Source organism: Acinetobacter sp. 161(2023), assembly GCF_037027805.1.
GTDB lineage: Bacteria > Pseudomonadota > Gammaproteobacteria > Pseudomonadales > Moraxellaceae > Acinetobacter.
In genome coordinates, this window is sequence record NZ_JAZEYD010000006.1 from 38,273 (window position 1) to 61,177 (window position 22,905).

At 38.4% G+C, this 22,905-nt stretch carries 19 protein-coding genes and 1 pseudogene; 9 read left to right on the plus strand and 11 right to left on the minus strand.

Features of this window, described 5'->3' with window-relative positions; translation table 11 throughout:
- Nucleotides 1-72 precede the first annotated feature (72 nt).
- Genes WA249_RS07010 through WA249_RS07030 form a run of 5 tightly spaced genes read left to right on the plus strand, consistent with a single transcriptional unit; the run spans nt 73 to nt 5,692 of the window.
- A complete protein-coding gene (locus tag WA249_RS07010; RefSeq protein ID WP_336167376.1) occupies nt 73-816 on the plus strand; it encodes a hypothetical protein in 744 nt (247 codons plus the stop codon).
- The gene (locus tag WA249_RS07015) at nt 816-1,712 is read left to right on the plus strand and encodes a hypothetical protein (RefSeq protein WP_336167378.1); all 897 of its coding nucleotides are present in this window, start codon (nt 816-818) and stop codon (nt 1,710-1,712) included. The genes WA249_RS07010 and WA249_RS07015 overlap by 1 nt, the downstream gene beginning before the upstream one ends.
- Complete coding sequence (locus tag WA249_RS07020) at nt 1,699-2,949, plus strand: glycosyltransferase family 2 protein (protein WP_336167380.1); 1,251 nt, start codon at nt 1,699-1,701, stop codon at nt 2,947-2,949. The genes WA249_RS07015 and WA249_RS07020 overlap by 14 nt, the downstream gene beginning before the upstream one ends.
- Nucleotides 2,950-4,794, plus strand: coding sequence for a hypothetical protein (locus WA249_RS07025; RefSeq protein ID WP_336167382.1), 1,845 nt, complete (start codon nt 2,950-2,952; stop codon nt 4,792-4,794). It abuts the gene before it with no gap.
- A complete protein-coding gene (locus WA249_RS07030) occupies nt 4,772-5,692 on the plus strand; it encodes a hypothetical protein (protein ID WP_336167387.1) in 921 nt (306 codons plus the stop codon). The genes WA249_RS07025 and WA249_RS07030 overlap by 23 nt, the downstream gene beginning before the upstream one ends.
- Here the strand turns inward: WA249_RS07030 and wecB are convergent.
- Nucleotides 5,677-6,824, minus strand: a pseudogene (gene wecB / locus WA249_RS07035) (non-hydrolyzing UDP-N-acetylglucosamine 2-epimerase). The gene WA249_RS07030 and the pseudogene wecB overlap by 16 nt on opposite strands.
- Nucleotide 6,825: 1 nt before the next feature.
- Nucleotides 6,826-8,043, minus strand: a complete 1,218-nt coding sequence (locus WA249_RS07040) for a tetratricopeptide repeat protein (protein ID WP_336167389.1) — start codon at nt 8,041-8,043, stop codon at nt 6,826-6,828.
- A gap of 271 nt (nt 8,044-8,314) precedes the next feature.
- On the opposite strand from WA249_RS07040, the gene WA249_RS07045 reads away from it, so the two are divergent.
- Together WA249_RS07045 and WA249_RS07050 are read left to right on the plus strand one after the other, a co-directional pair.
- Nucleotides 8,315-9,016, plus strand: coding sequence for a VIT1/CCC1 transporter family protein (locus WA249_RS07045; RefSeq protein ID WP_336167391.1), 702 nt, complete (start codon nt 8,315-8,317; stop codon nt 9,014-9,016).
- A gap of 117 nt (nt 9,017-9,133) precedes the next feature.
- Nucleotides 9,134-10,180 (plus strand): NAD(P)H-dependent flavin oxidoreductase, encoded by a 1,047-nt coding sequence (locus WA249_RS07050; protein ID WP_336167393.1) that lies wholly within the window; start codon nt 9,134-9,136, stop codon nt 10,178-10,180.
- A 37-nt stretch (nt 10,181-10,217) separates the two neighbouring features.
- Here the strand turns inward: WA249_RS07050 and dusB are convergent, their stop codons facing one another.
- Complete coding sequence (gene dusB, locus WA249_RS07055; RefSeq protein ID WP_336167395.1) at nt 10,218-11,243, minus strand: tRNA dihydrouridine synthase DusB; 1,026 nt, start codon at nt 11,241-11,243, stop codon at nt 10,218-10,220.
- An 83-nt stretch (nt 11,244-11,326) separates the two neighbouring features.
- Between dusB and WA249_RS07060 the strand changes: the two genes are divergently transcribed.
- On the plus strand, nt 11,327-12,535 hold the full coding sequence (locus WA249_RS07060) for a DUF1615 domain-containing protein (RefSeq protein WP_336167396.1): 1,209 nt from the start codon (nt 11,327-11,329) through the stop codon (nt 12,533-12,535).
- Entirely contained in the window at nt 12,502-13,158 is a 657-nt protein-coding gene (locus WA249_RS07065) for an HAD-IB family hydrolase (RefSeq protein WP_336167397.1), read from the plus strand. The genes WA249_RS07060 and WA249_RS07065 overlap by 34 nt, the downstream gene beginning before the upstream one ends.
- A 27-nt stretch (nt 13,159-13,185) precedes the next feature.
- Here WA249_RS07065 and proB read toward each other — a convergent pair whose 3' ends face one another.
- From proB to uvrB, 8 genes are all read right to left on the minus strand, one after another.
- Complete coding sequence (gene proB, locus WA249_RS07070; protein WP_016137396.1) at nt 13,186-14,319, minus strand: glutamate 5-kinase; 1,134 nt, start codon at nt 14,317-14,319, stop codon at nt 13,186-13,188.
- A 15-nt stretch (nt 14,320-14,334) separates the two neighbouring features.
- Entirely contained in the window at nt 14,335-15,555 is a 1,221-nt protein-coding gene (cgtA, locus tag WA249_RS07075) for an Obg family GTPase CgtA (protein ID WP_336167400.1), read from the minus strand.
- A gap of 182 nt (nt 15,556-15,737) precedes the next feature.
- Nucleotides 15,738-16,412 carry a hypothetical protein gene (locus WA249_RS07080; protein ID WP_336167402.1) on the minus strand — a complete coding sequence of 225 codons (675 nt, stop codon included), beginning with the start codon at nt 16,410-16,412 and terminating at the stop codon, nt 15,738-15,740.
- 11 nt (nt 16,413-16,423) lie between these two features.
- Entirely contained in the window at nt 16,424-17,149 is a 726-nt protein-coding gene (locus WA249_RS07085) for an MFS transporter (RefSeq protein WP_336167404.1), read from the minus strand.
- Nucleotides 17,150-17,298: 149 nt separating this feature from the next.
- Entirely contained in the window at nt 17,299-18,756 is a 1,458-nt protein-coding gene (locus tag WA249_RS07090; RefSeq protein WP_336167406.1) for a glyceraldehyde-3-phosphate dehydrogenase, read from the minus strand.
- A gap of 216 nt (nt 18,757-18,972) precedes the next feature.
- The gene (rarD, locus tag WA249_RS07095) at nt 18,973-19,920 is read right to left on the minus strand and encodes an EamA family transporter RarD (RefSeq protein ID WP_336167408.1); all 948 of its coding nucleotides are present in this window, start codon (nt 19,918-19,920) and stop codon (nt 18,973-18,975) included.
- A 110-nt stretch (nt 19,921-20,030) separates the two neighbouring features.
- Nucleotides 20,031-20,618 carry a lipocalin family protein gene (locus WA249_RS07100; RefSeq protein WP_005307444.1) on the minus strand — a complete coding sequence of 196 codons (588 nt, stop codon included), beginning with the start codon at nt 20,616-20,618 and terminating at the stop codon, nt 20,031-20,033.
- A 93-nt stretch (nt 20,619-20,711) separates the two neighbouring features.
- Nucleotides 20,712-22,733, minus strand: a complete 2,022-nt coding sequence (uvrB, locus tag WA249_RS07105) for an excinuclease ABC subunit UvrB (RefSeq protein WP_336167412.1) — start codon at nt 22,731-22,733, stop codon at nt 20,712-20,714.
- Between the last annotated feature and the right edge of the window lie 172 nt (nt 22,734-22,905).

Here is a 22,905-nt window from a genome sequence, read left to right on the forward strand (position 1 = left end):
AAATTCAAAAATCATCACAGTTCATTATAAAAGTATAAAAATTAACATTACAAAAAGGTAGCGAGAGCTCGCATGCAACAAAAGAACCCAGGAAGAACACTCGTCTTATGGATTATCGCAGCTCATCTATTTATGGGGATGGTGGCATATGAATGGCTGCCTGTAAGCTTCCGAGGAAGCTGGATTTTCATTCTTATTCTGTTAATTTCTGGGGCTTTTTTAGAAGTTGGCGCATCTTTAATTGTTGGCTTAATCGCTTTCGTAGGTGTTGCAGTATATTTTCTACTCGATCTAGGATCACAAACACATATTGAACGTCAGCTCCTTTTACTTTTTATTATTCCCTTGATTCCTCTTTTTCTTAGTGCTGTACGCCACAATATTGAAATTAACGTCCAAAAATACCGTGATATACAAAGTTATGATCGAAATTATCGACGTGATATTTTCCCGATTAGCGCACTCAAGTATTTCCAAAGTAGCTTCTTTAAACTTCTTGATCATCACCACATACAAGACTATGAAGTCTTTGAAATTAGGGTTCTCAACCGAAGCTTAATTAAAGAAATGTTAGGCGATGATGTATGGAAAACCACTCAAAATGACATGATCAAAATTTTGAGCCAACATCACCCACAAGAAATTATTTTCCAATTTGCCGATGATGACCTAGAAACGATATACAGCATTGTGATTCGTAAACAAAAAACAGAAGAAGAACCTGAATTTATTAAAAAGCTAAAAGAAATTATGACTTTACGGCTTGAGGTAGAATATAAAGTTATTCAGATTCCACCTGAAGAGGAGATTATTTAATGTCTAATCTTCTTAATATTTGTGGAATTATTATTGCCTCTAGTCAATATCCAGATGGCACTTTACAACAGTTCTATCGTCAATATTATCACTGTGAAATTAAATCTGAACAAACGAAAACAGAAGTTCAGAGTATTAATGACCTTTCCATGTTTTTCCCATCACAGGACACATGGTGGCCTGTCTTTACAATTGACCAAATCAGTTCAGATAGTTTTCAAGAGCTTATTCGTAAAGGAATTAAGCCTGGCATCATATTACCAGATGAAGTATTTGGCTTTCCTCACTATTTCTTATTAAAAGAAGCAGTCAACCAAGGTGCAATTCCGATAGTACTTTTTAAATCGGAACAACCTCAATATTTTGCAGCCAAAGCTACATTTTCAACTGCAATTGGTTTACGGCCTATGGCTGCTTTTGTTTCAACAGGTTGGGATGAAAATTTAATTTCTCAAACTGCTGGCAGCTATATTGTTCAGTTTAATCCACAGGAACTTCCGCTGCCCTCTAGAGAGATTAAACAAAAGCAGCACTTATTTTATTCAGCTAAAAATTTTAATGGTCATGTTTCGGGTTATGAAATTATTGTTAACCCTCCTGCTGATCTACCCACCACAAATATTCGATATCCTAAACTCGGTATTTCATGGAAATTTAATAATATTAATTACATCAGTACTCCCGATCATGTAAGCACTAGTTTTCTTGGGTATATTTTTATTGGTTTAAGCACAATCGTTGTGCCACTCGATCTTATTTTAACAAGTACCTATCCTGACCTTCTTGGTACTTTCGGCAGCTATGTTTCATGGATCTCCTTGGTCATCGGGGTGATTTTATTGTTATTGCTGATCTCGTCTATTATTAGGAGGGTTAAATCAAATGGCTCCCATTGATATTCTCTTCCTATTTGGTTTTTTAGGAATCTGGATTCCTCAAGCATTTTGGGCATGGCTCAGTTATCAGGCTTGGAAATACTCAAAAACAGCAGAAAAAGAATTGCAGAACTTGCCTGTGCCCGATAGGTGGCCCTTTTTGAGTGTTTTGATTCCTGCCTATAACGAAGGTGTAGTCATTGAAGATACTTTACATGCGATTGCTCAACAGGATTATCCAGCCGAAGCTTATGAAGTTTTGCTCATTAATGACGGTTCTAAAGATAACACCCTAGAAATTGCCGAAAATCTAGCGCAGATTTATCCTTGCATAAAAATTGTCAACGTTCCTAAAGGAATGGGAGGCAAAGGTAAATCTAGAACACTGAATAATGGTTTACCCCATGCCAAAGGTGAACTCATTGTTGTTTATGATGCAGACAGTACACCTGAACCAGATTGCGTACGCTTGTTAGCTCAAACGCTACTTGCAGATAAAAAATTAGTGGCCGTAAATGGCAAAGTAAGAACCCGTAATTGGCAAGATAGTATTTTGACTCGCTTTATTGCCATTGAGTTCATCTTTTTCCAATGGATTTTCCAAGGTGGTCGTTGGCAACAGTTTGAACTATCAACGTTGATGGGTACCAACTATGTCATTTGGCGTGATGCATTAGAAACCTTGGGTGGTTTTGATGAAAAGTCATTGGTCGATGACACTGAAATGAGCTTCCGGATTTTTATCGGCCAAAAACGAATTAAATGGGTACCCTATGCAATTGGTTGGCAGCAAGATCCCCCCTCTTTGAGTGTATTTGTTAAACAGCGCTCACGATGGACTCAAGGTAATTTTTATGTGACTCGTAAATATTTACCTGTAGCTTTAAGAACGCCTTTTCCAATTGGAATTGAAATTCTAAACAACATTATGTGCTACATACTTTTCGTACCTGCTTTAATCTGGAGTCATATTACTTTGACGCTCGGGTTACTGGGTATAGCTGGCATTTCAGTTCCCGGTCCCTTCACATTACTGTGGGGCCTCTCATTTTGCCTGTACGTTGCACAAATGTGGTTTACTCTTTCTTTAGAAAAGGTCAAACCAGAACTCTATTTTTACTCTGTTTTATCTTATGTAAGTTACTCACAAATATTTCTATTTATTGTATTTAAAGCCGCATATGACATGCTGAAAAATAAAATACAGGGCAATTCGCTTCAATGGTACAAAACGGAACGTAGCAAGGAGAAAAAATAAATGAAAAAGACTTTCGATCTTTACCAAACAGCTCAAGTGCTCCTTGCCAGCACCAGTTTTTTACTAGCCATGTCTGCTCATGCATATACATGGAAACTAGATGATATTAGTACCTCGACTAAATATACCGTCGAGCCTCATTTTTTCTATATTGGAAAAGGTGCCCAATGGCAAAATATCCAGTTTTCTAGTGACTACTCAACTGAAAATAACACAACATTACTCGTAAAATATGACGATAAGCTCATCTATAACACGACGCTTAATGGTGATGGCCAATTTAAATTTAATATTCCTGCCAGCCCTAGTGGTTTTCACCGTTTAGACTTTGTTATTCAGCAATATTCTAAGCCGACGACTCTCAACCAGACAAAAGAAACATTCTGTACTGAAGATATTGATCATTTAACCTATTTGAGTAACTCCCAACTCGACTTTACCCCTATTCGAGATATATACCGTTTAAAAGACTTGCCTGATGCCTTATTTAATCCGCAAGCTAGACGTCCTACTCCATTTGTTGGAATTTTAAAATATAACCGTAAAGAAATTACCGAAGCATCCCTGCTAGCTCGACTAGCGAGTTCTTGGAGTTCCGTAACACCAATTGAATGGGTAGACTCAGGCCAAACAAACCTAAACCCTGAAACAAACTTTATTATTGAAGTGATTCACTCAGCTACGCCACTCAAAGGTGGAGCATTGGTACAAATTGCAAAACCAGCACAAGGTGTACCGACGCTATCTATTACTTACCACACACCTCAAGAGCTCACAGCCGCAATTAATGGACTAATTAATCCAGCATATGTACAGCAGCTTGACACAGGCAGTGCTATTTTCCCAACTACAATTTCTGCACCAGCATGGGCTCAATTTAGAAAAATTGATACGCTTGCAGATTTGGGTATTGATGACTTTAGACTCAATCACGCTGAAAAGAACCTATTCCTTGATTTTCCGGCAGTATGGCAACCTACTGATATCCTACAGGGACAAATCGCACTTCGTATTCAAAGTGGTTTATTACAAGGATCTAGTATCACTGCTTGGCTTGATGGCGGCCTTGCCGGTAGTATGAAAACGGCGGATCTTGCTTCTGATCCCGTAAACCGGCAGTTCAACATCTTTGCCAAGGAAATTTCAAATACAACAAACTTTAGCTTAAAACTAGAAAACTCAATTATTGCCAATTCTCAATGCTTACCGAATGCTCATGGCTCACTGTGGGTAGATACCGCTAAATCAACGGTAAAACTGCCTCATAAACTTAAAAATGGTGTAGCTGCAATTTCAATGACGCTAGCTACTAAACCAACCATTGCAATTGATGATCAATCTGGGGCACTAAATATTGCCATTATTTTAGGGCAAGTCGCTAAAAATATGCTGCTTACTCAGGCACCAATGCCGCTAAACCTAGTACGTTTTTCACCAAACTCTCCTCAAGCGATTAATGTGAGAGTCAATAAAGAGATTTATCAGCAACAAATCTTAATGCATCAAGATATTATTTATGCACCTGCGGCAGCAAATGGTTTTATTGTCAGTTATAACAATAACCGCTTTGATATCATTACCGACTCTGAAAATGGTGCACAAACATTTATGCATTTATGGGGAACTATTCAGCATAAAATTCCAAACAATGTGACTAAAATGCTAGTTTCAGAAAATGGCGATATTTATGTTTTACAAAAGCTCATTGTCGGAAATCAAAAAGCACCTTTAGTCCAACAATCTTCTTTCTTCTTATTAGTTGTGATTATCTCTGCAATTATGATAATAATTATCTTTTTGTGGTACTGGTTAAGACGAAATAATGAAAAAACAGATACCAATTAAAATAGCTGCTTTTATTATTTTAATAATATGTAGTGTTATAGCTTATGCGGGGTTGTTCAAAAATAATGGACAACCGCCCATTATTGAAGGCATTTTCTGGCAACCTGACAATAACACTACCCCACCAGAGGGAAACTGGCACCACTTAGGTGTCAACACATTTGTTCCTCAGTGGTCGGTTGTTGAGTCTAAATCGTGGTGGAAAGAATCAAATTTTCCACAATGGGAAAAAGCAATTAATTTAGAAAAAATTAAAAAAAAGCCATGGGCTAAAAATTTAATCTTGGGCTTAGCAGGTGAATATAATGAACCTAAAGCTCGAGCAAATGTAATTGAGTTAGGGGAAAAATCTGCCGAAATTATAAAAGAGCAAAAAACTGTACCTAAAGGTTATTATTTCCCAGTGGAAGCAGATCCGACCTGGTTAAGAGTAAGTGCCTTAGGTCAGGTTTTAAGTAAATTTCCAGTACCAGTTTGGGTGAGTATTTATAGTGGCGAACGCGAACCCGAACATTATGATTTATGGGTGAAAAGCTGGTTACCAGAACATAATGGCGTTTTCTTCCAAGACGGAGTTGGTGTAGGTGTACGGTCTCCCCAGCAAGCCAAACATATTTTAGATCAACTTGAACAACAGCTTGGAAAAGATAAAGTAATTATAGTACTAGAAGCCTTCAGAGTTAAAAAGAATGGCCAGTTTAGAGCAGCATATCCTTGGGAAATTATTTCTCAACTGAAAGCATATGAAGGAAAAACCGTCTATATTTTTGATGGGCCTCACTATATGAGTCGGTGGTGCGTCAATATTGTGAGCTTGTGGTATCGCTTCACTTATGGCAGCAACAATACCGCCATAAGTGAGAATAGATCTTTAACTTATCACTATGCTAATTCATAAGAATGCGCAATTTGATCAAGAATACGCCGAGCAGCTTGCCCGTCACCAAATGGATTTTCGACATGTGCCATTTTTTCATAGTGCTGCGGATCCGTTAAAAGTTTCTCAGCTTCTTCAATAATTTTTTGTTGGTTTGTACCCACTAAAACGCCTGCTCCCACTTCAACAACTTCTGGTCGCTCTGTGGTGTCTCGCAAAATTAAAACGGGCTTATTAAATGAGGGGCTCTCTTCTTGTAGACCACCCGACCCGAGTCTGTCAAAATAAAAGTAGAACGATCTATAACAGCTAATAAACTTGGGTAATCTAACGGTTTAACAAGATGGATTTGCGGATGGTCTTTAAACTTATTATGCACTACATCATGTACTGCTGGATTTAAATGGACTGGCCAAATAAAATGTAAATCAGGATGGTTGTTGGCTAAATGCTCAACCGCATTACAAATATTTTGAATTCCATCTCCAAAGTTTTCACGGCGATGAGCCGTAATAAGCACAACTTTGTCATCTTGCTTTAATTGAATTCCATAAGGTTCAAGCTGATTTTTCAAACCCGATTTTTCAGAAATTAATTTACGCCCTAAATATACGGCATCAACAACGGTATTACCTGTAACTGTAATGAGTTCTGGCGCAATTTGCTCATTAAGTAGATTTCTTTTTGATTGTTCAGTCGGAGCAAAATGCCATTTGGTAATACGAGAAACTAACTGACGGTTCCCTTCTTCTGGAAAAGGATGATCTAAATCATAGGAACGTAAACCCGCTTCGACATGCGCAACAGGAACTTTCATTGAGAACGCGACTAAACCTGCTGCTAAAACAGTCGTTGTATCACCCTGAATAACAATTGCATCTCTTTTTTGACCATCTGTATATACCTGTTCGATTTGACTTAAACCATGTATTAATAACTGATTTAAACTTTGTCCGGCATTCATAATTTTAAGACGGTGGTCAATTTCAACCCCAAAGAAATCTATTGCATCTCTCACCAATTCATCATGTTGCCCAGTAAAAATGACTTCAACTTGAAAACGTGAATCTTGTTTTGCCAATAAAATAACAGGGGCAAGTTTAATTAATTCAGGGCGGGTTCCAAATACAATAGATATAAAAATTTTCTTCATTTTAAAAATCCTTATAAAAAACGAGTTCTACTCGGGTATTGTTGTAATGATCATTCGTATTTACTGGCACATCTTTAAAGTAATTGCCATATAGTCGTTCAACACGTAGTTTTATTGGTTGATAATTAAAGGGCTGCCATGAAAGACCTGGGCCATATTCAAATAAATTATTGTAATATTCATTTTTACTGTCAGCTAAACCATGCAATTTCACATAAGCCTGCACAGTCCCATTCTCACCTTTATATAGGTTTAAACCTGTGCGTAAACGTAAATCCCCAATAACATTATAGTCCTCTCTCGAATAGGTCGCGACATTGCCATATAGGTCAGTAAAGTAATTATCTAAACAAAGTGTATGATTGCAGTTAGATTGCGAATACCATTCTTGGTAACCCGTTACACCACCTACAACACTTTCACGAAATTTATCTCTGTTTCGATCAATCAAATCGTAGCTTCCACCAACTTCCAGATACATGCGCACAGGTATTGTAGTCCAAGGTTGATAATTAGCACCCACACCTAGTGTTACTGCATTCTCGTCAATAATTTCAGGTCGTACCCCGCCCTGAGATTTAGTATCGCGGTTTAAATTAAGAAAGCCGTAGACTTGAGCTCGTCCATTATCGATATTTTTACCATACCGAACTTTTAAAGGAAAAATAACGTCGTCGTAACGTGACTCATATGAAGGTGCAAAATAAACATCACGGAAATAAGTTTTGACCTCGCCACCACTCAGATTTTTTACAGCCTGTGTCGCTTTATTGGCAATATCAGCATCTTTAGATTGCGTAAGCCCCTTGAAAACCACCAAAGCTTCTTTATTATTTTTTTGAGAGTTAAGCAGATAGGCTTCTTGGAGTTTTAAATTATCGTCGGCAGGATCTAATGCCTCTGCTTTTCTTAAACTTCGCAAAGCTGCTTCTTGTTTCCCTATCCTAATCTGTAAATAGGTTAAACTTTTCCAGACTTTAATATCTTGAGGTGTCATTTCGCCAAGTTCTAATAATAACTTCTCGGCATTTTCAGGTTGAGTCTTCTCAATTTTATAAAATTGGTCCCATTTATCATAAATTGGATTACCTGGTTTATATTCTTGATTAACAATCTCTTGGGCAAATGTAGTCTCCATGTTTAAGAGGCCTAAAGCTGGACAGATCGAACCAATAACGATGAAGGAACGGGTTAGAGATTTTATTGTTTTGTTATTCATTGAGACCTCTAAAGGAAAGTGGATAGAATGTTTGTGCAGAAGTAAGATTAAAAATTTAATCAATAAATATTATAATTAAACTCATAAATTACACTGTTTGGTTAAGTAGGCTAGGTTCTCTAAGTCGTTCATTTTATTTATCTCCTTTTATATTATGTTTTAAAAAGTAGTTATCTGATTGTTTTTCCTATAATGACACATTTTTTAATCGTATTATTGTAAATAATCTTATAGGATAAGATAAAAATTTATAACTAAAAAAGGTAAAGTCATGTCCTTCTCCCAACATCCAGAACATCATTTTATTCACCGCTCAGGTTGGTTAAGGGCAGCCGTTTTAGGCGCTAATGACGGAATTATTTCTGTTACTAGTCTAATCATGGGAATGGCTGCAAGTGGAGCCACTGCTCATACGCTTCTTATTACCTGTATTGCTGGTTTAATTTCTGGTGCAACTTCTATGGCTGCCGGAGAGTATATTTCTGTAAAATCACAAGAAGATATTGAAAAAGCGGACTTAAAGTTTGAGGCACAAGAACTCAAAAAACATCCGCAACGTGAATTGGATGAGCTCACCGAAATTTATATAGCTAGAGGCTTAGCACCAGATTTAGCTCGACAAGTTGCGACTGAACTTACAAATCATGATGCCTTAGGTGCTCACGCGCGTGATGAAATTGGTATTCATGAAAATACTGCTGCAAATCCTGTTCAAGCCGCATTAGCTTCAGCTGGCTCATTTTCATTTGGGGCATTATTTCCTATGCTCGCTATTTTACTCAGTCCTGATATATGGATCGAAAAAACAGTTTTAATATTTGGCATTATTTCATTAGCTTTTTTAGGGGCACTATCAAGTCATTTCGCAGGTACTTCTAAGCTGAAAGGAAGTTTACGCATTACCTTGTGGGGAATTTTAGCGATGGCTTTTTCAAGCTGGATCGGATCTTTATTTCATGTTACTCCACTTTAAAAAACCAGAACTTTTAACTATTTAAGAAATAAATATTTAAAAACTAAATACCCAATATTATTTGCTCTTGGTTCTAATTTCACGTTATGGTGAAGAGAAAGAAATGAGGTGAATAAAATGACCCTGTTACAACAACTTGAAATTAAACATCCAATTTTTCTTGCTCCTATGGCGGGTGTGTCTACACCTGAACTTGCCGCAGCAGTTTCTAATCAGGGTGGTCTTGGGTCATTAGGGCTGGGAGCAAATACGGCGCAAAGTGCGCGCGAACAGATTTTAAAAACCCAAACACTTACAGAGAAATCGTTTCAGGTTAATTTTTTCTGCCATCAGCCCGAACAACTTAATCCTCAAACCTCAGCACAATGGATTGAATATTTACGTCCACAGTTTGAAAAGTTCGGAGAACAGCCTCCTCAAAACCTAAACTGTATTTATCCAAGTTTTCTTGATAACGATGATTTTCTAAATGTCGTATTAGAAACCAAACCCAAAGCTGTCAGTTTTCATTTTGGCATTCCCCATCCGCATCAAGTTCAGGCATTAAAAGATGCCGGAATTATCACTATGGTTTCTGCTACCAATTTAGTTGAAGCACAAGCCATTGAAGTGGCTGGTATCGATATTATTATTGCTCAAGGTATTGAAGCAGGCGGGCATCGAGGGATTTTTAACAAGACCTTTGATGCAGCGATTAAAACGAGTGATTTAGTACATCTTATTGTCAAACATTGCAAACGACCTGTAGTAGCCGCTGGTGGCATTATGAACGGTGCACAAGCACGACATATGTTGAGCTTAGGAGCTACAGCTGTTCAACTCGGAACTGCTTTCGTTCAATGTCCATCTTCAAATGCATCTGTCGAATACCGTAAAGCTTTATTTAATGAGCCTGTGACACAAATCAGTGCCAGTCTTTCTGGACGTCCAGCCCGCGGCCTGCTCAACCATTGGCACACACAAGTTGATTTACCGAATCGACCGCCTCAACCAGAATATCCATATACCTATGATTTAGCCAAGCAACTCAATGCAATTGCAAGTAAGAATAAAGACTATGGCTTCGGTGCTTTTTGGGCAGGTAGTAATGTCTCACAAATACGTGAATTAGCTGCTGCCGATTTAGTTAATCAGTTAGTCGTAGAAATGCTAGAAGATGAGTAAATTTTAAAAAGCCAGTAAACATATACTGGCTTTTTCTTTAATGAGTTTGCAATAAATTAATCTGCTCAACTTGTACATCACTCATCAAACTTCCTTCAGCCAATAGCTGATTAAAATAGTTTTCAACCACTAATGCTTGTTCAGCAGTACTTTCAACTTTATACATATTTTGGCGGAATTCATTACTTGAGCGTAAACCTTTGGTGTACCAAGCAATGTGCTTACGGGCAATACGGCATCCAGAGTATTCACCATAAAACTGATACAACTCAGACAAATGTCCTAAAAGTACATCTTTAACTTCTTCAATATTAGGAGCAGCTAAGTGTTCACCAGTTTTTAAATAATGAGCAATTTCACGAAAAATCCATGGTCGGCCTTGTGCGGCGCGACCAATCATAATCGCATCTGCCCCTGTATAATCGAGCACATATTTTGCTTTTTCAGGACTATCAATATCGCCATTTGCAATCACCGGAATATTGATTAATTCTTTGACATGTTTGATTAATTCATAGCGAGCTGTATTTAAATACATGTCTTCACGTGTACGACCATGTAAGGCTAGCGCGGCAATTCCCGCATCTTCTGCCCTTTTTGCTACTCTTAAAATATTTTCTTGACCATTTAAAAATCCCAATCGGGTTTTCAATGTAACAGGAACATCAACTGCTGCAACAACGGTATCTAATATGCGGGCAACCAAGTCTTCATCTTGTAATAGGGCTGAACCTGCGAGTTTATTACATACTTTTTTAGCAGGACATCCCATATTAATATCAACAATTTGTGCACCATTTGCCACTTGATGACGTGCAGCATCAGCTAACTGTTCAGGATCAGAACCAGCGATTTGTGCAGAGATTGGAGCAAGTTCCCCATCAAAATTTGCACGGTAGAGACTTTTCTTGCTCATCTGCAAAGTCTTATCGGCAGTCATCATTTCACTGACTGCATGGCCTGCACCAAAATACTTACAGAGTGTTCTAAATGGACGGTCAGTGACCCCCGCCATAGGAGCAACGATTAAATTATTTGACAGTTGATAGGGACCAATATACATATATATTCATACAATTGATGATCAACATAGTATACTTCATCCGCTTGATCGGCTCATCTTTTTATGCAGGTGCTCTCCTCGCCATGAACAAACCATTATCTTCCCGTTTTTTATTAAAATCATTCGGTATGGTTGCCGTATGCATGAGTTTAGCCGCTTGTGGAGATAAAGGCTGGTGGTCAAAAAATGACGAGCCTGCTTTAGAAAGCCAACACATTAAAAAGTTAATTCCATCGCGTGTGCATGATCGTGAGTCATGGGCAAAAGATATTGATGATATTATGCAGGAATTAAAAATTCCTAAAACCAAACAAAATGTATGCAGTATTGTCGCTATTGTGGATCAGGAATCTAACTTTGTTGCTAATCCTGTAGTACCTGGCCTAGGTAAAAAAGCAGTTGCAGAAGTTAGTACTCGTTTAAATGAAAAATTTGAAGATAAACTTGGTCAGAAAATTGGTGGAACCGTTGCAGGTTATTTTGAAGAAGTATTAAAAAACCAGCCTTCTCCTGACAACAACTATATGAGTCAGATGGGTAAAGTTAAAACTGAAAAAGATCTTGACTTACTTTATCGTCAAATTTTTGATTTTATGACTCAACATTATCATGTCAGTGCTTTAACTGGAGCAGCTAAACTGGTTGGACAAGATATTGGCGAAAAAATGAATCCAATCACTACGCTCGGCTCAATGCAAGTCCATATTAATTATGCTAAAGCGCATAAACGTTCTAGTATGAATATTGCAGATCTTAGAAATGATCTTTATACGCAATATGGTGGTCTATATTATGGTATTCACCGTTTGATGGTATATCCAGCAGACTATGATAAAGCCATTTACCGTTTTGCTGACTATAACTCAGGCATGTATTCTAGCCGTAATGCTGCTTTTCAAAGTATGCTAGATGATCTTACTGAGGCTAAGCTTACTTTAGATGGTGATTTATTACTTTATGATAAATCTGGTGATCCACGCGCAGTTCTGAGTGAATCAGAAAAAGAATTAATAAATGTATTCACTAAAAATAATGTTTTAATTACACCAAGACAACTTCGTGATGATCTAAAATTAGAAAAAGAGAAAAAGTTTGAGAGTACACAAACTTATATTGCATTAACTAAACTCTATAAAGCTAAGACAGGTAAAGAACCTATCTATGCCATTATGCCGCAAGTGATAATTTCTGGGCCTAAATTAAGTCGTGACTATAATACCAACTGGTATGCAACCCGCGTAAACGGACGATATGAATCATGTATGCAAAGAGCGAAACGAATAAGACTATAAAGAGTCTCGCCCTGTTCGATTTTGATGGAACCTTGTGTAGCAAAGACAGTTTTACAGGGTTTATCTTTTATGCTTTGTCTAAACGCCACATTGTTAAACAAAGCTTAAAAATCCTGCCATGGATTCAAGCCTACTATCTTAACTTTTACCCAGCCCATGCTATGCGCGCCAAGTTATTTCGCAGCATGTTCAAAGATACCCCCGCAATTGAACTGCAAAGATTAGGTGAAGAATACGCACAACAGTTGGTCTCTGCACTTTCACCTGAACTTTTCGCACAGTTACAGCATCATCAGTTACGTGGTGATCGGGTGGTACTGGTTTCGGCTTCAATTGATGTCTACCTTGCCCCACTTTGCAAGTTACTAGATATCGAATTAATTTGTACCGAAACTCAAATTAAAGACGGCATAATGACGGGTTACTACTCCACGCCAGATTGTAGTAGTGAACAAAAGAAATTAAGAGTACATCAGCAATATAGGCTACAGCATTATCATCAAATTTATGCGTATGGTAATAGCTCAGAAGACCTAGATATGTTGAGTCTCGCGACGCATCCATATATGGTGGGTGAAGACCGTGTTCTACCTCGGTTAACGCCAGAAAAAAAGCTCGCATAAAGCGAGCTTTTTTAATTTTACAATAATCTAGTAAATCGCCATATGATCACGATGAATCATTTCAAGTGAACGGGCTTCACCAAGTACTTGATAAACCTTATCAGAGGCCAAGCCTTTAATAATTTCAGCAGATCGTGAGCTAAAATTCACTCGACCCACTGCAATACGTTTACCTTGTTTATCTACACATTCAACTACATCACCACGATCAAAATGTCCTTCAACAGTTTTAACCCCAACTGGGAGTAAACTGCGATGTTTCAATTTAATCGCCTCAATGGCGCCATCATCAATTACAAGACGACCTGCCGTCTGTAAATGAGCAGCGAGCCACTGTTGATGAGCAGTCATACGGTCTTTATCTGTAGTAAACAGCGTACCTAGCATTTCACCAGCCATAGCACGTGACAAGACATTATCACTTTCGCCACTCGCAATGAGCGTTGGACAACCCGACTTAGCAGCTAAACGTGCGGCACGAACCTTAGTCACCATACCACCTCTGCCAAGTACACCACCACCGCCAGCCATTTCGAATAAAACATCGTCCATGGCACGAACAGTAGAGAGTAGTTTAGCATCAGGATTATGACGCGGATCTGAGTCAAACATGCCCTGCTGATCAGTTAAAATGATCAGCAATTCTGCATGCACCTGACCTGCAACCATCGCAGCTAAAGTGTCGTTATCACCAAAGCGAATCTCGTCGGTAGATACCGTGTCATTTTCATTAATAACCGGAATCACACGCCAATCAATCAAGTTTTGCAACGCATCACATGAGTTTAAATAACGACGGCGGTCCGCTAGATCATCATGTGTCAATAAAACCTGAGCAGTACGAATGCCATGTTCTTCAAGCACACTAGACCAAGTATGAATTAAACCCATCTGCCCAATCGCAGCACAGGCTTGCAGACTGGGTAGATCGGTGGGTCGACTCGCAAGCTTCATACGAACCATACCTTCAGCCACAGCTCCAGACGACACTAAAATAATTTCGTGTCCGGCATTGTGTAGATCTGCAATCTGTTTCGCCCAATGCGAAATAGCATTCAAATCTAAACCTTGCCCATTGGCTGTGAGTAAAGATGATCCGATTTTAACAACGATTCGTTTACACTCACTGAGCTGACGTTGCCCATCGACCACTTCTATCATGTTTTCCTCGGTTTTCTAGTCACGAACGTAGATGCTTTCTACATCAGTGTCGTCTTCATCATCGTCAAAATCATCATCATCGCCCAACATGCCTTCAAGACGTTGTGCTCGACGCATAGCACGATATGCTTCTTTTGCCGCAATGGTTTGTTCACGTGTTTCAATTTCTAGTTGTTCACGGAAGGCTCTTACTTCTGCTGCATATTCAGGATCTTCAACTTCGCGTTCACGTTGTTGTTCAAGCTGATCCATTAAGTAATAAACAACTTCTTTCGTTCCTTCGCTTAATAAGCCTGAGGTCTTAAAGACAGGTCCAGTCCACTCTAGTTCACCTAGAATATGCTGACACCACTCTTCACGACTTTCTTCAGCAATCTGATCAAGTTTGTTCAGTACTAAAACAATCGGTAGTTTAGCTAAAGTAGGAGAAAACTTAGCTAACTCGTTCATAATTGCTTTTGCATTATGCGCCGGATCTGAACCATCAATTGGTTGCACATCAATAATGTGTAAAAGAATACGCGAACGTGCCAAATGTTTAAGGAAACGAATTCCTAAACCAGCGCCTTCTGCTGCACCTTCAATCAACCCAGGAATATCGGCCATTACAAATGAACGATGACGGTCAGCATCTACAACACCAAGGTTTGGAACCATAGTTGTAAATGGATAGTCTGCTACTTTTGGTTTTGCAGCACTTACAGCACGAATAAAGGTTGATTTACCAGCATTTGGCATGCCCAGTAGACCAACATCTGCCAACACTTTTAATTCAAGGCGAATTTCACGGAATTCACCTTTGATGCCTGTCGTACATTTACGCGGAGCACGGTTAGTTGATGATTTAAAGTGAGTATTCCCCAAACCACCATCACCACCACCTGCAACCAGAATTCTTTGGCCGTCTTCAACCAAATCGCCAATAATATCGCCTGAATCTGTATCAACAATTGTTGTACCAACGGGTACTTTTAAAACCACATCTTCACCACCACGTCCGGTACAGTTAGCGCCTGCACCATTCTTCCCGCGCTCAGCACGGAACTTACGTGTGTAACGGTAATCGACTAGCGTACTCGTATCATCATCAGCTTGAATGTAGATACTTCCACCACGTCCGCCATCACCACCATCTGGGCCACCAAATGGTACAAATTTTTCACGGCGAAAACTGGCTACGCCATTGCCACCGTCGCCAGCCTCTACGGTAATGACTGCTTCATCAACAAAGCGCATCTGCCAATCCTCTAAAAACTTTAAAACCGCCTATTCTGCCATATTTTCATAAAATTCTCGAATAGAAAATGGGACAATTCCTATTTATAACGATCTGTTTTCATCTTTAAGTCATCAAAAGCATTTTAGATTGACAAATACGAGCTTTAATCAAAATAAAATGCAGGATGACTATTTAATTTTTAAGGATGAACATTACGTAGAGGCAAGGTCATTTGCATATCAAGATTTGCTTTTGTTTTTGGAACTGAATTATACATAATGGCATTAAATGAAGAGACATTCCCCATTTCCATAGGGTCATTCACTTGTAGACTTGGTTTAAACTGGTGTTTAACCGATAATTTTACTGGCTCATCAAATTCAAAATAAACAGGACCATCAAAAACAATTTTAACTGGAATGGTATAACTACGTTTTAAATTAAAAGGAACATCCAACTTGATGGGAATATCCAGTTTAAGCGGGAATTTTGGCAAAAATTTATTTTGATAGATCAAATCTGTCGTTGTTTCGAGCGGCATAACCTGATCAATTTTTAGCGTTGTTGAGTAATCAACACTTACTGTAATTGGTGTCTCTACGGCAAAATTTAAGTCTGCCAGATATTTCCCTTTTAGCGGTAGAGTCAGTTGTCGATCTATATCTAACGTTGTATCAAGCTTACCAATAGACTGAACTTGCAAAGTATTGCCAACCTGAATCTTTGTTTCTAAAGAGTCAGGTAAAGTAATATCTGCATTATGAGCCGAAACGACTAAATTAGCTTGAATATTGAGGTATACCCAAAACATAACCGCGGCGAGGATCGTCATTAAAATGAAACTGATGAGCATACTCTTGAGTGAACGAAACATTAGCATCCACCCTATTGGTTAGCTGTAGTCTGCGATGTTTCTGAACCGACTACCCGATTTAATCGCATACTGGACAGAGGAATTTTTAACTCACCATTTGCAATCTTCACAGGCAATGTGTTTTTCACATCGACCGAAGCATTTAGTGCTGTTTTAACAGGGACATTCAAATTACCCTCAATTGGAATATTAGTATCCAATCTTGCTTTTAAAGGAATATGTAAATTTTCTTTTAATACTGTCCGCACTGGTGCATCAAATTTTAAATGAACCTTTTGCTCAAGCGGAACATTAATATCGATCGGAACATCGAGTTTTAATGGAATTGATCCCTTTAACGGCAGCGTAATATCACGCCCCAAAATTCTGACTTGAACCTTAGTATCGATTGGTAGATTTTGCTCAACTTTTAATGTTTCTTTAACTGGAATTGTTGTGCTAATGGGTACCATATTATCGAAATAAACGCGCGGCGTTAGCGTTTGCGTTAGTGGAATATTCAGTTTCTCATCAATTGGAATACTGGCATTTACCCGCCCTTTCACATCAACGTTTAAAGCATCTTGTACTTTAACCTTAACTTGTAGAGGTTCTTGCAAGTCAATCGCAACTGCCTGATTCTTCAATGGAATATAAATATTAAAATGCTTAAACACCCATATTGCAATGAGTACACCACATAAATTGGCAATAATGATAAATATAAAAACGACCAACAAACGTTTAAACTGCGACAATTCCTATCCCTTACTATTTTCTTTTTTTCCTTAATTCGTATTCTCATTTATTTACAAAAAATAGTCAGCATATATTTTGTACGGTTGTAAAAAAACCCAGTCTAAACTGGGTCTTTTTGTGAAAATCTTTTATAGATCATTAAATGATCTTAAGCATTCAATTCTGCTGGAATTTTTTTGTAGCTTACGCCGCACATTTGTTCAGCGATACGTAATACCTGACAGCTATAACCAACTTCGTTATCGTACCAAACATAAGCAGTTAAACGGTTACCAGAAGTAATCGTTGCTTGAGCGTCATATACACCAGCAGTACGAGAACCGATAAAGTCACTTGATACAACTTCTGTCGAGTTGGTATAACCAATTTGACCTTGAAGGCTAGAGTTAATCGAAATTTGACGAATGTATTCGTTCACTTCTTCACGATCAACTTCTTTATCAAGCGTTAAGTTCAAGATAGCAAGAGATACGTTTGGTGTAGGAACACGTACAGAGTTACCAGTTAACTTACCTTTCAATGCAGGTAATGCTTTAGCAACGGCTTTAGCTGCACCAGTTTCTGTAATTACCATGTTCAAAGTAGCAGCACGACCACGGCGATCTGCTTTATGGTAGTTGTCGATTAAGTTCTGGTCATTTGTAAATGAGTGAACAGTTTCAACGTGACCGTTAAGAACTTTATATTTGTCATCCAATACTTTAAGAATTGGAGTAATTGCATTTGTTGTACAACTTGCAGCAGAGATGATTTTGTCTTCATCTAAGATGTCGGTGTTGTTTACGCCAAATACAACGTTTTTCATTTCGCCTTTACTTGGTGCAGTCAATACAACACGTGCAACGCCTGGGCATTTCAAGTGTTGGCTCAGACCTTCAGCATCACGCCATTTACCAGTATTGTCGATTACAAGTGCATTTGAAATACCGTATTCAGTATAGTCAACTTCACTTGGGCTAGATGCATAAATCACTTTAATGAAGTTACCATTCGCAATGATTGCTTCGTTTTCTTCATCAACAGAGATTGTACCAGCGAAAGTACCGTGAATAGAGTCACGACGAAGTAAAGAAGCACGTTTTGCTAAATCACCATCAGAAGATTTACGCACAACAATTGCTTTAAGGCTTAAACCACGACCTAAACCTGATTGGCTAATGATTAAACGAGCCAAGATACGGCCAATACGACCGAAACCATAAAGAACGACATCTTTAGGTTGTTCAGAAGTTGCGCTACCTTTAATTGACTCAACTGCTTGAGCAACAAAAGCGTTAATATCACCGCCTTTTTCTTTATATTCAACAGCAAGTTTACCGATATCAACTTCTGCAGAACCAATATTTTCAAGCTGAGCTAAAGCTTCTAAAATTGGGAATGTATTTACAACAGAAAGTTCAACGTCTACAACACGTGTACGGCGGTGAGTTTTCAAAATTTGGATAACAGAACGGTTAATTAAAGAGCGACCGTAAACAGATACGACAATATTTTTTTCACGGTATAATTGTCCGATTAATGCAATCATACGTTCCGCGATTTCTTCACGGTTTTTCCAACGGCCTTGGTGTTCAGCATGCAGGGCGATGATAGTGTCTTTGCTCACAGATACGTCCTCTAATTAATTATATCTAGGCGTGATTTTTTAAACCCCGTAATTGTAATGGAATTATTGGCAAGAATGAATCAAAAGCTGACGTTAGTGATTAGATTTTCCTAAAATTCATCATAAATTCATAAAATACCTATAATTATTTTTTATTATCTTATTGTTTAAAACAGCTAAATTTTTGCTTTTTCTTACTTTTTAGATTCTGAACCTCTAATCCAACTCACCATTTTTTAATCTTTTTTGATATTTCGCGATGTTTAGCTGCAAATTTTTGGCTTTTTGATGTTGCTGATAAAGGTGAACTGCCCCCTCTAAAACTAACACAAATACTGCACACCAAATCGGAATATAGGTGAACCATTCTTCTTGGCCAATACTCTCCCCTAAAACTAAAGAAGCTAGAGCAAGCAGCACAGGCTCCAAATACCCTAAAAGCCCAAACACCACTAAGGGTAAAAAGCGACTTGCCAGAATATAACTTCCTAAACCAATAGCGCTTAAAATTCCAAGCCCAACAATGACTAAAGAAAGACTCGGTTGGTCTATAAATTTGCTATACGGAAGTAAACCCGTATGGGTCAAATAAATCGCAACTGGCAGAATAATGACTAAATCCCACCAGAAGCCCCCTAAATTGTCTGTTTTAATTATTTTACGTAATAAAAAATAGGCAGAATAGCCAACCGCAACCAATGCAGTTTCCCAAGCAATGCTTCCTAAACGCCAGATTTCATGCCCCACACCAATGACAGCAAGAATAATTGCGACCCATTGAAATTTTGATATTTTTTCGCCATAAAGCACACTGCCAGCTAAAACTAGAACAAGTGGCAATAGAAAATATCCTAAAGATACTTGTAGACCTCGCCCATGCATAGGCCCCCATAAAAACAGCCAAAGTTGGACTGAAGTTAAAACGGAGGTTGTGATTAACAACAGTAATAAAGATGGCTTAGCTAAAATACGCTTATAGATATTTTTGATATATGCTAAATCACCACTCCACCACATAAATAAGGTGAGAAATGGTATTGTTGCAATAATCCGCCACCCAAAAGTCTGTTGACTATCAAGCTGACTTAACAATTGAGTATAAAAATAAAGTACACCAAAAGTGATAGATGCCATGACAGACAAGCTCACGCCCTTAAACATCATCACCCTCTTAGACTTTAGTAAAAACAGCTCACCACAATACTTGATTTATCCACTATAAAAAAGAAAAAACCATGTAAAAACATGGTTTTTTATTAATCAGACATCGACAGTTATTCTTTATGTTCTGTACGGATAATATCGCGAATGTCAAAACCCAATGTTTTTGCATAATTTAGATATTCATCCACCACTTCTTGTTCAGGATGAGGAGTTCTTGATAATACCCAAAGATATTTACGAGAAGGTTCTCCTACTAAAACAGTTTGATAGTCTTCATCTATTTTTAAAATCCAGTAATCTCCACGAATAACTGGAATCCATCGCACAGCTTCCGGTAAGAAACTCACCTTTAATTTGCTGTTATATGGCGGGTTAACCACGAAGGCTTCACCAATAGATTGCTGTAATTGTTTTCTATTGTCATAGCAGCGATTATCTACAACCACATTTCCATTTTCATTTAAGGTGTAGGTTGCAGATACGTTATAAGCACATTTTTTTTGGAAAAATGCAGGCTTACGGGCAACTTCATACCAAACACCTAAATATCGGTCCAGTTCAACTTTATAAACAGTTTGCAAGGGTTTCGGCTGAGCATAGACATAGGTTCCGACAGCTAAACCAGCCAAAACGACACCGCCTAACGCAATTTTAGCCAAACGCCAACTGGCTTGCGGAACATTATTTCGAAATGCCATTGTTGCCCTCAACGATTAGTTGTGAATACAAAAGAACTCAAATATGTACAGTAGCTTGTTTTTTAAACATATTATGTAGCATTATGTATTCATTTATTGCAACATCTGCGCTTTTAATCGAAGAATTTCGTCGCGTATCCGCGCGGCTTGCTCAAACTGTAAATCTTTCGAGGCCTTTAACATGTCTTTTTCAAGCTTAGTAATATGTTTACTAAACAATTTAGGGTCTGAAAGAATATGTCTTTCATCGGCACTCAATGCTTGTGCTTGTTCAAGTACTTTTTCATCAATCTCGTCATCTGAAAGTACCTCACCCGAGTCAATTTCTTTGACAGCCTGACGAACTGCACTACGCGGCGTAATACCATGCAACTCATTAAATTCAATTTGCTTGGCTCTACGACGATCAGTTTCATCTATTGCCTTTTGCATAGAGTCAGTAATTCGGTCAGCATATAAAATTGCTTTACCTTTTACATTACGCGCAGCACGACCAATTGTCTGAATAAGTGAACGTTCCGAACGTAAAAAACCCTCTTTATCTGCATCTAAAATAGCAACCAAAGAAACTTCTGGCATATCCAGACCTTCACGTAGCAGGTTAATACCGACTAAAACATCAAATACGCCCGTACGTAATTCATGAATAATTTTGACACGTTCAACCGTATCAATATCTGAGTGGAGATAAGCCACCTTAACGCCATATTCTTTCAAATAAGAAGTCAGGTCTTCTGCCATACGCTTTGTTAAAGTCGTAATTAATACCCTTTCATTCAAATTCTTACGAATATTAATTTCAGAAAGAACATCATCCACTTGGGTTAAAACAGGGCGAATCTCGATTTCAGGGTCGATGAGACCTGTTGGACGTACCACCTGTTCAACGATTTGGTCTGACTTTTCTAATTCATATTTAGCAGGTGTTGCACTTACAAAAATGGTAGTCGGTACAATACGCTCCCACTCTTCAAATTTCATAGGGCGGTTATCAAGCGCACTTGGCAAACGGAAGCCATAGTTTACTAAGTTTTCTTTACGTGATCGGTCACCTTTATACATCGCTCCAATTTGCGGAACAGTAACGTGTGATTCGTCAATAATGAGTAAAGCATCTTCTGGAATATAGTCGAATAAAGTCGGCGGTGCTTCACCAGACGGGCGTCCTGACAAATGACGCGAATAGTTTTCGATACCATTGGTATAACCCAACTGTTGCATCATTTCCAGATCGTAACGTGTCCGTTGCTCGATACGTTGTGCTTCAAGCAATTTGTCATGTTCACGGAAGAATTTGAGCTGATCTTGTAGCTCATCCTTGATTGTATCGATGGCACGGGTTAAATGATCTTTTGGTGTCACATAGTGGCTTTTCGGATAAATCGTTATCCGAGAAACTTTACGAACCATTTTCCCAGTTAGCGGGTCAAACCAACGGATTGAGTCGACCTCATCATCAAATAGTTCAATGCGAATTGCATGTTGATCAGATTCTGCTGGGAAAATATCAATAATTTCGCCACGAATTCGATAAGTACCACGTAAAAATTCAAGTTCATTACGCGTATATTGCATTTCAACCAATCGGCGGATGATTTCATCGCGGCTTACTCGGTCGCCTTCAACCACATGCAGCAACATTTGCATATAAGCATTCGGATCACCCAAACCATAAATTGCTGAAACCGATGCCACAATAATTGCATCACGACGTTCTAACAAAGCTCGTGTTGCAGATAATCGCATCTGATCAATGTGGTCATTAATAGCCGAATCTTTTTCAATAAACGTATCCGAAGATGGAACGTAAGCTTCTGGCTGGTAGTAATCGTAATAACTTACAAAATATTCAACCGCATTATTGGGGAAGAAAGATTTAAACTCACCATAAAGTTGGGCAGCCAAAGTTTTGTTATGGGCCATCACAATTGTAGGTCGCTGTGTTTGAGCGATCACATTTGCCATGGTATAGGTCTTACCTGAGCCCGTTACCCCTAGCAATAACTGATTACGAAAACCGTGCTCGATACCATTGACCAGCTTTTCAATTGCCTGTGGCTGATCACCTGCTGGCTGATAATGAGTGACCAATTCGAAAGGTTGATTTTCGTTCAAAGTTATCTCTCTTTATGAAAAAATTGAATTTAACGTCTCCCCTTTTAATGGGGATTTTTATCTTAATTTAAAGTGCAAATTGAGTTGAAAATTCAATGTAAAAGATTAAGCATCTTAACACTTGACCAATACCATAATCAGTTGCAACATGAAGCTATCCATTAAATAAAAA